The sequence below is a fragment of the Pseudomonas alkylphenolica genome (assembly GCF_000746525.1).
Lineage (GTDB): Bacteria > Pseudomonadota > Gammaproteobacteria > Pseudomonadales > Pseudomonadaceae > Aquipseudomonas > Aquipseudomonas alkylphenolica.
Genome location: NZ_CP009048.1, coordinates 2,623,027 through 2,636,440 on the forward strand (window position 1 = coordinate 2,623,027; position 13,414 = coordinate 2,636,440).

Below are 13,414 nucleotides of genomic sequence, written 5' to 3' on the forward strand. Positions count from 1 at the left end.
GGCAATACGTCAGGTTACGAAGCAGAAATATTCGTATTTGATTTCTCAGCGTTGAAACACACACTCTCTCATTCGGCGCCAGGTTCGTGCTGGCGTCGGTTACCTGTCGCCTTCCTCAAGCGAATTTTGGGGAGTACGACGGGTGATTTTTTCGCCCGTTAACACAGCTGTTATCCCCAGCACTCACTGAAGAATGGCGTTCTAGAGCGATCAGCGGAATACACCCGAGGCTGAATAAATCCGCTGACGGCATTTTGACGCGATACGGCGCTTCCCATTGAGATTTATTATGGTGTCGGATCGTTGACGTAGTGTCATTGTGCTCATAAGCTCAATTCAACAACGCAACAATCTTTCACCCGCCGCACGCTTTTGGTTTCTTTTTCTATACCAGGCCTTTCTGGAGGGGATTATGCGCTCGACACTGTTGATCAAGTCGATTTTCCTGTTAGTGCTTATGAGTGGCGCGGCGGGGGCCGCCGATTCTTATATTAATAAAACAAGTGTCGTGCCAATCGGCACGGCGGGCTGGCTTTTTGCGTTTGCAGTGATTGGCTTTATTGCGGTCGCCAACAGACGAAAAGTGTAAGCGAAGTTAATGAGTATCACGATTAATACTATTGTATTAATACAGTGCCGCGACATTTGCTAACGGCTTGTTTATTCGCAAGCCATTGCTATATTCCATTGGTCTGTCGCCTTCGGGCGCGCTGATCGAAGGACGCGGTACCGGCTTCGCGGAAGATCGAAGCCAGCGCAGCGGGTTGTAGGGCTGCGAAGAGAGCGAGAGTTTGTGTGCTGTTCTCAATTAGTGCTCATTTGGCCGCCTGGCCGGAGGGATCCTCATGCTACGTTTGATGACGTCTGTGCTCTGCGTGCTGGTGGTCTGGTCGGGTGCTGGCAACGCGATCGAAAAAAATTCCCCTTATCTGCTCAATCCCGGCGACGTGGTGTCCATTTCCGTCTGGGGTGATGAAAAACTGCAAGGGGAGGTCAGCGTGCTTCCCGATGGCAGTATCACCTTCCCTTTGGTAGGGCGCGTTGAGGTTGAAGGGCTTGATACCGCTGCCGTCGAAAAAACAGTCGCTGCCAAGCTCAAAGATTACCTCTCCGATCCAACCGTCAGTGTTGTCGTCAAAAACGCGGCCGGCAATCTGCTCTATGTAGAAGGCAAGGTGATCAAGCCAGGTCCGGTGCAGATGGCCGGCCCGACGGCGGTATTGCAGGCACTGAGCATGTCAGGGGGGCTGGACAAGTTCGCGGACAGAAGCGCCATCAAGGTGGTCCGTGGCCAACAAATATTGCCCGTGAACTATAAAGATTTGATTTCCGGGCGCGATATGTCTACCAATATCCAGCTCCAGGCCGGCGATACGCTGGTCGTACCTTAACTTGCCTGACCGAATAAGAATTACAGTGCCTCTATTGCGAATAACCGGCGTAGCCACAGCATTCTTGATCCTGCCGTATTCGGGCATGGTCCAAGCCTCCACCTGGCAGTCCTCGGCAGCATTGCCGACCACTGTCGAATACGACAGCAACCCGTTGCTCTTGACGTCTGGGGAGGAGGGTGTGACGCGTACGATCATCGCCCCCGACTACAGCCTCGTCGGCACCTTCGATCGCGACCAGTTGCGCCTGGGGCTCGGGGTGCGGGTGCTGCGCTCGTCTGACACGGATGTCGTCGATAACCGTGAGGACCCCAATGTGATTCTGGGTTGGCAGCGCGAGACCGAAACGGGCGGTTATGGTCTGTCGGCGCAATACAATGAAAGTTCGACACTGTCTTCTGCTGTTCAGGACACCGGCGTGGTCACCACCACCGATGGCACGCAGAAGCTGTATGTGCTGACAGGGAACTGGAATCGCGCGCTGACTGAGCGCAGCACCTTGTCCAACGAAACCAAGTACTCCAGCGCCAGCTACGACATCGATACGCTCACCGATTATGAAGAGCTTGCGACGGTTCTGACCTGGACCTACGCCTGGAGTGAGCGTACCGATCTGTACACCGGCATTGGTGCCAAGCGCTATGAGCCGGAGGATGAAACCCTGGCGAGTGCCTCGAATAGCTACACCCCGGTAGTCGGGTTGAAGCACCAGTTCTCCGAGCGTCTGCAGGGCGATGTACACCTGGGCGTCAATGAAGTTTCCGGTGACGGTGGTGGTCGCCGCGGGGAGGGCGGGCTTTCTCTTTACTACACGGGGGAGCGAACCGGTTTGAGTCTCGATGCCGAACGCAGCACTGTCGCCAGCGCCGAGGGTGGTTTCACCGAGGTCGATTCGGTGCGCGGTGGCTGGAGCTACGCGGTCAACGAGACCAGTCGTGTCGGCCTTGATGCGGCCTGGCAAGACAGTAAAGGGCAAACGCCAAACACGTTGCAAACTTACGGCGCCTGGGCGAGTCGAGAACTTTCGCCTTTTTGCGATCTGCGCCTATCGTTGATGTACAAGGAACGCCAGCAAGACGGTTTGCCAGATGCTGTAGGCACGATCATTGGTATGACCCTGACCTATAGATTTCCCGACCTCTGAACTTCGGCAGAGTGGCCCCTATGAAATCTGAATACGAGCTGTCCCTCAATGATTACATAGCCATTATCAAGGACCGGGCCCTGCTGTTGGGGGTGAGTATCGTGGTCATTCTTGCGGTGACCGCTGTGGTCGCGGTTACCGTCCCGCCGATCTATCAGTCGACCGGCACCATTCTGGTGGAATCGCAGCAGATTTCCCCGGAGCTGGTGTCGGCGAACAACAACAGTTATGCCGATGAACGTATTGAAGTCATTCGCCAGCGGGTAATGACCCGCGAGAACCTGCTGCGGATCATCGACAAGTACAACCTGTTTGCCGACAAGGGCGGGCGCTTCAGCGAGTTCGACAAGATCGACCTGATGCGCAATTCAATTGTTGTGGCCACGCTCAGTACCTTCATCAAAGGGCGTGGCGAGGCGACGGTTGCCTTCAACGTGTCGTTTGAGCACAAGCGCCCGGAGGTTGCCAAAGAGGTTGCCAACGAACTGGTCACGCTGTTTCTCAATGAGAACATCAAGCAGCGCACCGAGCGTGCCAGCGAAACCACCGTGTTCCTGACCCAGGAAGCAAACAAGCTGGGCGCCGAGCTGGCCAGCCTGGAAAACCAGCTGGCCGACTTCAAGCAAACCCATGCCAACGCCTTGCCCGAGCATCAGGCGTTGCGCATGGGGATGTTGTCACGTTCGGAACTGGAGTTCAGGGAAGTCGACCGCGACTACAAAACGGCGCAGGAAGAGCTGCGTTATCTCGAGCTTGAGTTGTCTGCTGCCAATGCCGGCCTGACCTCCAAGGCAGAAGGCGCCAAATCCACTGTTGATCAGCTTCAGGACTTGCCCAGCCTCAAGGCCGAGTACACCAGGCTGTTGACCCGATACACCGACGCGCACCCGGATGTGGTTGCCGTCAAACGCAAGATTCAGGCGCTCGAAGCCTCTGGCGTACGTGGCACTCGGGCTTCTACGGAAAGCCTGGACGTTGCCCGGGTCCGTACCCGGATTGGCGCTGCGCAGGAACGTATCGCTTCACTGGCCGAGCAAAAGCGCGAACTGGTGAAGAAGATGGAAGGCTACGAGGCGGAAATTCTTGAAGCGCCGCAAGTCGAGCGCGGCCTGGTCACCTTGATGCGTGATCACGACAACGCCCGCAAGAAGTATGAGGAAATCCGCGCCAAGGAAATGGGGGCGAAGATTACCGAAAGCCTGGAACAGGAGAACAAAGCCGAACGCTTTGTGCTGCTGGAGCCGCCGATGATGCCGGAGAAACCGGAGAAACCGAACCGCAAGAAAATTGCTGCGCTGGGCCTGGTACTGGCGCCAGCAGGTGGTGCAGCGCTGGTGATGCTCCTGGAATTGTTGAATCAGCGCGTACGCGGTGTAGGGGCCCTGGAGAGCGTAGTGGGCCGGCGCGTGCTGGTGGCCATTCCCTACATTCCTACACAGGCAGATCTGGCGCAGCGCAAGAAGTGGCGAATGCTGCTGCTTCTCGCCGGCCTGGTGCTGATGGCTATGCTGTTGGTGTTGGTGCACGTGTTCTACATGCCTTTGGATCTTCTGCTATTTAAAGCTATGGCTAGATTTGAATAGGGAAAGCAGTGATGGACAGGATCACCTCGGTTTTTGGAAAGAATATTCATCAGGTCAACCCGGATGCCGCGCCGGCAGCGGACGCCCCGCCGCTGGCCGGGCAACCGGAAGTACCCGGTCAGTTCGATTATGTGCAAACCAGGGTCGTGCCGTTGCGCGCAGAGCACCTGGAACGCCATCGGATTGTGGCTTACAACAAGAACTCGAACCTGAGTACGTCGTTCGACCTGCTGCGCACGCAGGTGCTGCAGACGATGGAAGAGAATGGCTGGCGCACGCTCGCTATTACCTCGCCAACGCCGGAAGCGGGCAAGACGGTGTTGGCCATCAACCTGGCAATGAGTATTGCCCATCACACCACCAAAACGGCGTTGCTGGTGGACTTTGACTTGCGTCGGCCAAGAGTCGGCGCCAGCCTGGGGCTTTCGATGGAAAAGTCGCTCAATGAGCTGCTGTCCAACAAGGCCGGGTTGGAGGAAGTCATGGTCAACCCGACATTGCCACGCTTTGTGGTGCTGCCGACACGCGAACCCATTCCACTCTCTACCGAGCTGCTGTCATCCCCCAAGGTCAGCAACCTGATCAGCGAGCTGCGCGAGCGCTACGATTCGCGTATCTGCATTTTCGATTTGCCGCCCTTGTTGAGTTCCGACGACGCCATCAACGTACTGCCCAAGTTCGACTGTGTGCTGCTGGTGGTGGCTAACGGTGCGAACAACAAGAAAGAGATCGAAGACTGCATGTACCATCTGGCGACGGCCAATCTGATCGGTACGGTATTGAACAAGGCGGGGCCGCAACCGCGCTCTTACTATTAGTTAGTAAGTAAAAGCTAAACCCGGTGGGAGCGGGCTTGCCCCGCGATGCGATGTGACTGATCGCACGCAATCGCGGGGCAAGCCCGCTCCCCACCGGGGGGGGTATAAGGCGGTGTCAGTGCCAGGGATACTGCTGTTCCCAGTGCCAGGCATGGCTCACGATCTGTTTGAGCGATGCAAATTGCGGCTGCCAGCCCAGCACAGCCTTGGCCTTGCTGGCATCCGCCACGGGTCCCCAGCGCGGCGCGGGGCGTCATGGGTGATGATCTGGCGACCGGTCACGGCACAGGCGGCATCGATCACTTGCTGTACAGAAAACCCCAGACCATTGCCCAGGTTGAACGCCGTGCTTGCGCCGCCGGCCAATAGATAGTCCACGGCCAGCGAGTGTGCCGAAACCAGGTCGGCGACGTGGACATAGTCACGAATACAGGTGCCGTCGGGTGTGTCGTAATCACGGCCAAAAACAGTGACATCGTTGCGCCGCCCGGAAGCGGCCTGCAAGATCAAAGGCAACAGGTGGGTTTCTGGTTCATGGCATTCGCCCAACTCTCCCTCAGGGTCTGCTCCGGCGGCATTGAAGTAGCGTAAGCAGACTGATTTCAGCCCGTATGCGCGGTCGAAGTCCTCGAGTATCTGTTCCACCATCCACTTGCTGCGTCCATAGGGGTTGATTGCCGCCTTGGGGTGCCCTTCGTCGATCGGGACATACTGCGGGTCGCCATAGACGGCTGCACTCGAAGAAAATATCAGTGTGCTGATCCCGGCACGGACCATGGCCTGTAGCAGGGTCAGGGTAGCCGCCACATTGTTCTGGTAGTACTTGGCAGGGTCAGTGACAGACTCGCTTACCTGGATGAAGGAAGCGAAGTGGAAGACCGCATCGAAAGAGTACTCGGCGAACAGAGCATCCAGTGCATGGGCATCCGCGATATTCAGTACGACCCATTTGATGCCTGGGCCGGCAGGGGAAATGTCTGCGACCACCACGTCATGACCGGCACCTGAAAGGTGCTTGACCATGTGCGAACCGATATAGCCTGCGCCGCCGACAACCAAAAACTTCATCCAAACCTCCTGGCATCTGTTGGTGCGCGAACGGTGCGGTCAGTTTTGACTGTAGAAGGCGAAATGGCCTATTTCAAGAACAGCCAGTTGGACATTTGCTTGCCGTCGAAGGTGATCAGGTAACGCCCATCCTGGTAGGTCGCGGTAAGCGCTTTCATGGGCCCGCGTGCCTGGTAGCCGAACAGTTTCAAGCCAGCAGGTGCTTTGATGCTCAGGCTGCCTTCCAGGGGTTCGACATTAAAAGGCGTCATGTCATCCGCTTTCGGCACCGCCCGGGTGCCCAGTGAAATCAGCAGCTCCCGCGATTGGCTGAGCGGCTTCGCATCAAGGCTTTGCACCACGACACTGGCGTAGGCGGTTTTCACCTGGACCTGAATGTCTGCGAGGCTGATCGAGTTGCCACCCAGCCAGCCGGTGGCGGCTTGGGTCAGTGGTGTGTCGATGGTGTAGAGGCCTTGTTGCCAGTTGCGCTTGAGTTCACCGGTGTCGCTGGTGGACTCGCTGGCGCCGACGTCCAGTAGCGACTGACCCGGGTCATGCAACACCTGCGCTTGTGGGGTGTTGGTGCCTGGCTGTAGCCACGGCAGCTCGGTTGTTTCGGGCATGGCGATTTGCAGTTTGCCTTTCTCGATGGCGGTACGCAGCAGCACCGAGTTGTTCGCGGTGATCGGTTGGTTGAACAGGGTGTCGGGTGTCGGTGCGAAGACATAGCGGGTGGTGGCTTCGTGGACATCGGCGCGACGGTACAGCAAGGCCGCAGCGGGGAGGGTGGCGATCATCGCCGGGTCGTTGTAGGCGTTCCAGTTGCCCGTCCTTATCCACCCGGCGTCGAAGGCTTGCTGGCTGTAGGCATACTGCATCAGCGCATCCCAGCCCTGGTGGCTGGCGGTACCGGCAACATACAGCGGCAGAGAATGGCGGTCGGGGGTGGGGAAGGGTTCGGTGTTCCACTCGGTGACCGTCAGTGGCTTGCCCACGACCTGGCCTGCGGCGAGCCAGTTGATCATGCTGTCGCTGGTCAGCGGGTTCTTCTCCAGCTGGCCTGCGCCACCGTAGCTGTGGGCGTCGATCACGTCGCCTGCAGTGAGGGCTGGCAAGGCACTCAGCCCGTTACCACCCCAGGTGCTGGTGGTGGCGATGGGTACCTTCACCCCGATACTGCGCAGGTGCTCGATCATATCGACGTTGAAGCGCCGCTCCAGATCGTTGAGAAACAGTTTCGACGGGCCATACTCCCAGGCCCGCCAGGTTTGTCCGGCCGAAAGGTTGTGGCGGTTGGCGAAGGCCCTGGCCTCATCCATGTAGAGCTTGCTGTGCTTGGGTACATCCTTGTCCGGCAACAGGATATTGCCAAAGTGCTGGGTGATGTCGTTTTCGTTGGTGATCAATACCGCCGCTATCGCCGGATCGTCTTTATAGGCAAGGCCGGTGAAAGCGTTTACATGGGTCAGGTAATCCTCGGCAAAGCGCTTCATGGCCTGCTGGAGCGTGATGTTCACATAGGCATAGCCTTTGAGGCCGGCTCTACCCTGGTCCTGTGGCAGCTCCTGGAACGCGTAGATGTTGTCGTTGGCAGTGAGGGCGCGTTCCACGTGCATGTCGAGCCAGACATAAATGCCTTCGTCTTTGAGGCACTTGATCCACCAGTCGATTTTCTTCAGCGATGCAGCGCTCAGCTGTTGGGTATCCTCGATGGCGTCAGCCTTGCCAAACATGTTCGGACTGACCCATGGCGAGTCATGGTGGTGCAGGCGCACGAGATTGAAGCCCAGTGCCGACAGGCGTTTGGCCTGTTGTCTGATCTCTTCGTCGGATGTATTGAAGATCGCATAGGCCGACACGTTGGTGCCCCAGAAGCGCGCCGGGGTGTTATCGGCAAACAGCAGCTGTTCGCCGGCGGCTTTGACGAAGCCGCGCTTGCCGGCCGGTTTTTCTGGCGCATTGAGAAATGACAGATCGACCGGCGAGGTTCGCCAGTCGAGCTGGCCGTCTGGCCATGTGGCGGGGTCTGTCAGGCCGAAACGTTCACTCGGGGTCTGGCCCAGGGCAATGTCACCAGTCAGGTTCAACACCGCTTTGATCTGCTGGCGACCGGCAGGGATGGAGCCCTTGTAGAAGAACGCACGTACTTGGGCACTGTTGCCCTGCTCGAAATACACCTTCGCCAGCGCTGGTTCGAAGCGCATCTCGAGGCGCCGGCCCTGGCTTTTTCCCCAGGACCAGCCGCGATTGTCGGGTAACAGCACAGGATCCCCCATTTCCCCGGCAATCAGCTCCGGGTCGAATTGAAAAACGATGCCGCCGCCCTCAACGTTCGACTTCTGGCTATGTGCATTGAGGTCGAAGGTCCAGGTCAACGTCTGCGACGACTGCTTCTGGATATCGGCCTGCAGATCGAAGTCCAGGCTTTTGTTGCTGCCCGACAGCGTATAGCGGTAGGGCGCATTGACCTTGAACACAGTGGGAAAACCCGTCCAGCCCCAGTCGGCGGCCCAGAAGTCGAATCTGGAAACCATCGCCGGACCACCGCCGCGGGTCAGCACCGGAAGGCCATTTTGCTCTTCTACACTGACGGTCCAGTCGCTTGCCCCGCTGGCCAGCGGCAAGATGGCCAGGCAAACGAATGCCGAAGCCCGCAGGAAGGGGCGCAGAGCACGTGAGGTCATTGACATTACCTGGGTTGAAGTCCGGCACGGAGAAGGTTTTCGCTCTGGGTATACCTGAGCCTGCGTACCATCTGGACATAGGCCGCGCCCACGCCGGCGACCGACCAGTACACCACCGGGATCACGGTGATACTGCTGACGGTAAAGATGATCACCAGGATTCCGACCAGCGTTGCCAGCAGCGCCCGTCCGAGCTGTCGCTGTTCATCGTCCCTGTCGGGGAACGCGCGTATTGCCTTGCGGATCCCCAGCAATACGCTGAGAAAGAACGTCACGAAAAGCGTCAGTCCGACCAGACCGGTGCGCAGCGCCAGGCTCACGTAGGTATTGACGATGTCGATGATGCCCTGGCCTTGGATCATCGAAAGCATTTCAGGGGTGTTGCGAAAATCGAACGAGCCGAACAAGGGGTTGCGCTGGATGACGATCCACGAGTTGTCGAGCAGGCGCTGGCGGTAGGTGATGTTCTCTTTTTCCAGGTTGCCAACGAAGGGCAGCAGGTCGAGGACCTTGTCGCCACCGGGGGCCAGGGTCAGCAAGGGAATCGCCAGCACACCCGCGAGGACAAGCACGGTAAGGCGTCTGACTGCGCCCCTGCCGGTAGCGATGAACGCCGCAACGATGATCACCGCGCCAATCCACGGGCCGCGCGACAGCGGCGCTATCAGCCCGGCAAACAGCAGCAGGGCGCCGAGATAACGCTGCCAGCGGCTGCGTACATAGCCCTGCACGAAGAGGAAAAAGCCGATCGCCACGCTGATGACGTAACCCAGGGCAATGGCCTGGCCGGTTGTGGCGCTGGCGCGCAGTGAGTTGCCACGGCTCAGGTAGTTGGACATGCCCCATTGCACGCCCATGGCGTCAGTCAGGGCGTTGTACAGCAACCAGTGGCGGGTGAACTCGGCGACGCCAATGATCGCCAGGACGAAAGCGGCGAGCACGAAGGCCAGCAGGGCGTCCTTGAAATCACTCAGATCCTTCAGTGCCCGGCTGGCGACGTAATACGGCAGGAACACGTCGACGTAGAGATAGAGCGTCTGGCGCAAGGTGTCGGTGAGGGTGGTTTCGCGCAGGAACAGCAGGTTCATCAGCACCAGACCGGCAGCCAGCAGCTTGTCGGACCAGGTGCGGCCGAAGGCCAGGGTGTCAGCCTGTTTGCTCAAGTACAGGGCCGCGGGGAGCAACACAGACAGTGTCAGTATGCGAATGTGGTTGAGTTCGAACAGATAGTTGATTGGCCCGAAGCCGGGAATCTGTACTGACGCCGGCGGAATAGCGAAAAGCAGCAGGAAGAACAGCGCCATCGGGTTGTGTTCGCGTCGTCCTGCGAGCGTCAGCATGATCGTCATGGCGCCGGCGTACAGCCAGAAGCTATGGGAGAAAAAGGCCAGCAGGGTTACAGCGAACCACAGGTTACGTCGCCGCTTGAAGTCGCGGTATGGAATCAGGTCTGTGGCTGGCCGGCGCGCAAGGATGAAAACGATGCCAGCCAGAAACAGAATGACGATAAGCGCACGAAAATGTTCAGGCATTGGCGATGGGCACCTGTCCCTTGGTGGATGACGGCTAGCATCATGGCTAATTGAAACTATAGTGACTTCTAGCCATTCAGTCAGAGATTGATGTCATGCCGTCGATTGATGTGTCAGCACCGGTGAGCCTCAAAAGGCGTGCAATCTGGGCCGGAGCCTGGAACGTGTTGTCGCTGGTGCTATCGCAAGTCCTTCGCTTGGGCGGCAACCTGATCATTGCCCGCTTGCTGGTACCGGAAATGTTCGGGGTGATGGTCATTGCCACCACGGTGTCCGTACTCCTGCACCTGCTATCGGATGTCGGTTTACGCCAGAACATTATCCAGAGCCGGCGAGGCGACGATCCGCTGTTCCTCAATACCGCCTGGACGGTGCAGATCATCCGCGGCTTTGTGCTTTTTTCCCTGACCCTGCTGCTGGCCCTCGGTTCCTGGCTTGCCCAACTCGCTAACCTGTGGCCTGCGGGCTCCACTTATGCCGCACCGGAACTGCCGTTGGTGCTGGCGATCACCGGCATATCGGCAATCATTTTCGGCTTCCAGTCGACAAAGATAGATGTCGCTGTGCGAACTTTCCAACAGAAGCGCGTGGTGCTGATCGATCTGACGTCGCAGGTCGTCGGATTGGTGGTGATGTTGCTGATCGGCTATTTCACCCGCTCGATCTGGTCGCTGGTGATCGCGAGCGTGTTGGCGTCCCTGGCCAGCACTGTCCTTGGCCATGTGGCACTGCAGGGACCGCGTAACCGCCTGCAGTGGGATCGTTCGGCACTGACCGAACTGGTCAATTTTGGTCGCTGGATCCTGGTGTCGTCGGTCGTGGGTGTGTTGGCCATGTACGGCGACCGCATCTGGTTCGGTGCCAGCATGACCGCAGCGCAGTTGGGCGTGTACTCGATTGCCGTGCTGATTCTCGGTTCGATCCAGACCGGCCTGATGAAGCTGTTCGGCGCCGTGGCCCTGCCGGCCTTCAGCGAAGCCGCCAGAGAGGGCGATAGTGAACGCCTGAAGGCGCTGTACATGCGCTTCAAGTTGCTGGTTGACCTGGTCTCGCTGTTTGCCTGCGGTGTGCTGCTGACCGCAAGCCCGATGCTCATTGGCTGGATGTACGATGAGCGGTATGCCGATGCGGGCACTATCCTTGCGATATTGTCGCTGTCGTTCCTGGTTTTGCGTTATACCTTGGCGCACCAGGTCTGGCTTGCCATGGGACTGACGAAATACCAGGCGATCGACAACATTATTCGCCTCGTCTCGTTATGGGGGCTGCTACCGTTATTGTTAGCCATTGGCGGCGTGAACTATGCGATTTGGGGGGTGGCCCTGCATACGTTCCCGACCCTTGTACTGATTGTGTACGTCAACCGCAAGCTAGGCATTTTCGACCTCAAGCGCGAGCTTGCGGTGCTCCCGGTCGTGGCCGTCGGAGCGTTGTGCGGTGCGCTGGCAACGAGCTTTTTCAACTGGCTTTGAAGCGCGCCCGGTTATTTCTCTAAAAACGACAAATGACATAGGTCTTGGGATCATGGGGAAGCTGCAGTTTTGTACTCCACTATTAGGACGCAGGGGCTTTCTGGGTAGTTGTGTGGTGCTGGGCGTTGGCGGGGCGCTGTTCGGCTTCGCTGCAGTCGCAGCACGCAAACCTGCCGAGAAGACCGGGTTTGTCGTGATCAATGGTTGGGTGTTGCCGTCTGAGTACTTCCGGAAAGAGCCGACATGATCAAGGACTACCAGGCGCAAAAAGAACTGCGCAGCGGCTACGATTTTTGCATCGTCGGCGCCGGTCCGGCCGGCATCACCCTGGCCCTGCAACTGGCCCGGGCCGGGTGGAGCGTGGTTCTGATCGAGGGCGGAGGGCACGAGTACTCACCGCGGTCACAAGCGTTCTACGCCTGCACATCGACAGGCCTTGAGATGTACGCCGAGGAAACGCGCTTGCGCTATCTGGGCGGCACGTCCAATCACTGGGCAGGGCGCTGCCGTCCGTTCGAGCCCTCCGACTTCGCCGTCTCGCCACCTGGCAACCTGCCCGGTTGGCCCATCCCGTACGCAGAAATCGAGCGCTATCTGCCGGCGGCGATGGATATCGTCGACCTTCCGCAAGGGGCAAGCTTTCAGGCGCGCAACACCGGTTTGCAGGGCGGCGAGTTCGATGCTGACCGTTTCCTGCTCAGCCCGCCGACGCGTTTTGCGCAAAAGTATGCGGCGGCACTCAACGAGACGCCGGGGCTTGATGTCTTTATCAATTGCAACTGTGTCGATCTTGAGTTTGATCAGGCTTCAGGCCGCCTGGTGGCTGCGCTGGTGTCGGATTACGACCTGCACCGTGAGCGACTGGTGGCAGGTCATTTCATCCTGGCCACGGGCGCCATCGAGAATGCCCGGCAATTACTCAACAGTGAATCGCTGCTGGCGGCGGGTATCGTCAACCGCAACGGTCTGGTGGGCGGCTGTTTCATGGAACACCTGAATATCGATATGGGCACCTTCATATTGAAAGAAGGGCAGGGAACCGAGCCGCGCGAGTATTACACCACCGATGCCTTTGTCGCGGAATACCGTTCAGGCAAAGGCAATGTCGCCACGTCGGTGCTGTCGGATGTGCGCACTTACGGGCGAACCGCCGAGGTCAAACACTTTCTTGAAAACCTCGCCTGTGAAATGGGCGTCGCCAGCAAAATTGAATTCATTGCCAAGTTCAGTTGCCCGGGGGACGGCGTCATCAGCACGATGCTCGAGCAATTTCCCAATGTGCAAAGTCGTATCTCGCTGCTGGACGAGAAAGACCCGCTGGGTGTCGCCAAGGTCAATGTCAATTGGGCCTTGAGCCCCGACGACAGGCACACCATCAAGTGCATCGGCGGTGAAATCGCCAAGCAGTTTGCCGAAGCGGGGCTGGGTTTCGTCAAGCTCAACGATTACGTCTATGACACCGCCGTGCCACTGAAAATAGCACCGCATGCCCACCATATGGGGACCACGCGGATGGCGGCCTCGGCGGAGTCCGGTGTGGTCGATGCCAACTGCAAGGTGTTCGGCACTGAAAACCTTTATGTTGCTGGCAGCAGCATTTTTGCCAAGGGCGGCGCCTCCAACCCGACGATGCCACTGCTGCAGTTTGCCTTGCGGCTGGCGGATCACCTGAATGACAAGATGAAGGTGGCGAGCAGAGAGGTTGTTTGAATCAGGCAGCAAAGCGTTGCAGGTCTGAAG

At 58.3% G+C, this 13,414-nt stretch carries 9 protein-coding genes and 1 pseudogene; 7 read left to right on the forward strand and 3 right to left on the reverse strand.

The genetic code is table 11. The features are described from left to right. Positions 1-412 precede the first annotated feature (412 nt). The 5 genes from eppA (at position 413) to PSAKL28_RS12025 (ending at position 4,936) form a co-directional block, all read left to right on the forward strand. Positions 413-589, forward strand: a complete 177-nt coding sequence (eppA, locus tag PSAKL28_RS27860; protein ID WP_167335122.1) for an EPS-associated small membrane protein EppA — start codon at positions 413-415, stop codon at positions 587-589. 256 nt (positions 590-845) lie between these two features. Next, positions 846-1,391, forward strand: a complete 546-nt coding sequence (locus PSAKL28_RS12010) for a polysaccharide biosynthesis/export family protein (protein WP_038610487.1) — start codon at positions 846-848, stop codon at positions 1,389-1,391. Positions 1,392-1,416: 25 nt separating this feature from the next. Further along, positions 1,417-2,535: a hypothetical protein gene (locus tag PSAKL28_RS12015; RefSeq protein ID WP_038610490.1), complete on the forward strand. Its 1,119-nt coding sequence runs from the start codon at positions 1,417-1,419 to the stop codon at positions 2,533-2,535. A 20-nt stretch (positions 2,536-2,555) separates the two neighbouring features. Next, the gene (locus PSAKL28_RS12020) at positions 2,556-4,118 is read left to right on the forward strand and encodes a GumC family protein (RefSeq protein WP_038610492.1); all 1,563 of its coding nucleotides are present in this window, start codon (positions 2,556-2,558) and stop codon (positions 4,116-4,118) included. A gap of 11 nt (positions 4,119-4,129) precedes the next feature. After that, a complete protein-coding gene (locus PSAKL28_RS12025) occupies positions 4,130-4,936 on the forward strand; it encodes a CpsD/CapB family tyrosine-protein kinase (RefSeq protein WP_038610494.1) in 807 nt (268 codons plus the stop codon). Positions 4,937-5,051: 115 nt separating this feature from the next. Here the strand turns inward: PSAKL28_RS12025 and galE are convergent. The 3 genes and pseudogenes from galE to PSAKL28_RS12040 all read right to left on the reverse strand — a co-directional run bounded on the left by galE (position 5,052) and on the right by PSAKL28_RS12040 (position 10,202). Then, positions 5,052-6,004, reverse strand: a pseudogene (galE, locus tag PSAKL28_RS12030) (UDP-glucose 4-epimerase GalE). Positions 6,005-6,072: 68 nt separating this feature from the next. Next, a complete protein-coding gene (locus PSAKL28_RS12035) occupies positions 6,073-8,670 on the reverse strand; it encodes a glycoside hydrolase 5 family protein (RefSeq protein WP_038610497.1) in 2,598 nt (865 codons plus the stop codon). Positions 8,671-8,675: 5 nt separating this feature from the next. Next, positions 8,676-10,202 (reverse strand): O-antigen ligase family protein, encoded by a 1,527-nt coding sequence (locus PSAKL28_RS12040; RefSeq protein WP_038610500.1) that lies wholly within the window; start codon positions 10,200-10,202, stop codon positions 8,676-8,678. A 95-nt stretch (positions 10,203-10,297) separates the two neighbouring features. Between PSAKL28_RS12040 and PSAKL28_RS12045 the strand changes: the two genes are divergently transcribed. Both PSAKL28_RS12045 and PSAKL28_RS12050 read left to right on the forward strand, forming a co-directional pair. Further along, on the forward strand, positions 10,298-11,674 hold the full coding sequence (locus PSAKL28_RS12045; protein WP_038610501.1) for an oligosaccharide flippase family protein: 1,377 nt from the start codon (positions 10,298-10,300) through the stop codon (positions 11,672-11,674). A 243-nt stretch (positions 11,675-11,917) separates the two neighbouring features. Further along, positions 11,918-13,384: an FAD-dependent oxidoreductase gene (locus tag PSAKL28_RS12050; RefSeq protein WP_038610503.1), complete on the forward strand. Its 1,467-nt coding sequence runs from the start codon at positions 11,918-11,920 to the stop codon at positions 13,382-13,384. Positions 13,385-13,414 lie beyond the last annotated feature (30 nt).

What these genes read in the sequence shown, in the direction of transcription:
- PSAKL28_RS12035 (WP_038610497.1), bottom strand. Translation starts at nt 8,670, where the DNA reads ATGACCTCACGTGCTCTGCGCCCCTTCCTGCGGGCTTCGGCATTCGTT.
- PSAKL28_RS12010 (WP_038610487.1), top strand. Translation starts at nt 846, where the DNA reads ATGCTACGTTTGATGACGTCTGTGCTCTGCGTGCTGGTGGTCTGGTCG.
- PSAKL28_RS12020 (WP_038610492.1), top strand. Translation starts at nt 2,556, where the DNA reads ATGAAATCTGAATACGAGCTGTCCCTCAATGATTACATAGCCATTATC.
- eppA (WP_167335122.1), top strand. Translation starts at nt 413, where the DNA reads ATGCGCTCGACACTGTTGATCAAGTCGATTTTCCTGTTAGTGCTTATG.
- PSAKL28_RS12045 (WP_038610501.1), top strand. Translation starts at nt 10,298, where the DNA reads ATGCCGTCGATTGATGTGTCAGCACCGGTGAGCCTCAAAAGGCGTGCA.
- PSAKL28_RS12025 (WP_038610494.1), top strand. Translation starts at nt 4,130, where the DNA reads ATGGACAGGATCACCTCGGTTTTTGGAAAGAATATTCATCAGGTCAAC.
- PSAKL28_RS12040 (WP_038610500.1), bottom strand. Translation starts at nt 10,202, where the DNA reads ATGCCTGAACATTTTCGTGCGCTTATCGTCATTCTGTTTCTGGCTGGC.
- PSAKL28_RS12050 (WP_038610503.1), top strand. Translation starts at nt 11,918, where the DNA reads ATGATCAAGGACTACCAGGCGCAAAAAGAACTGCGCAGCGGCTACGAT.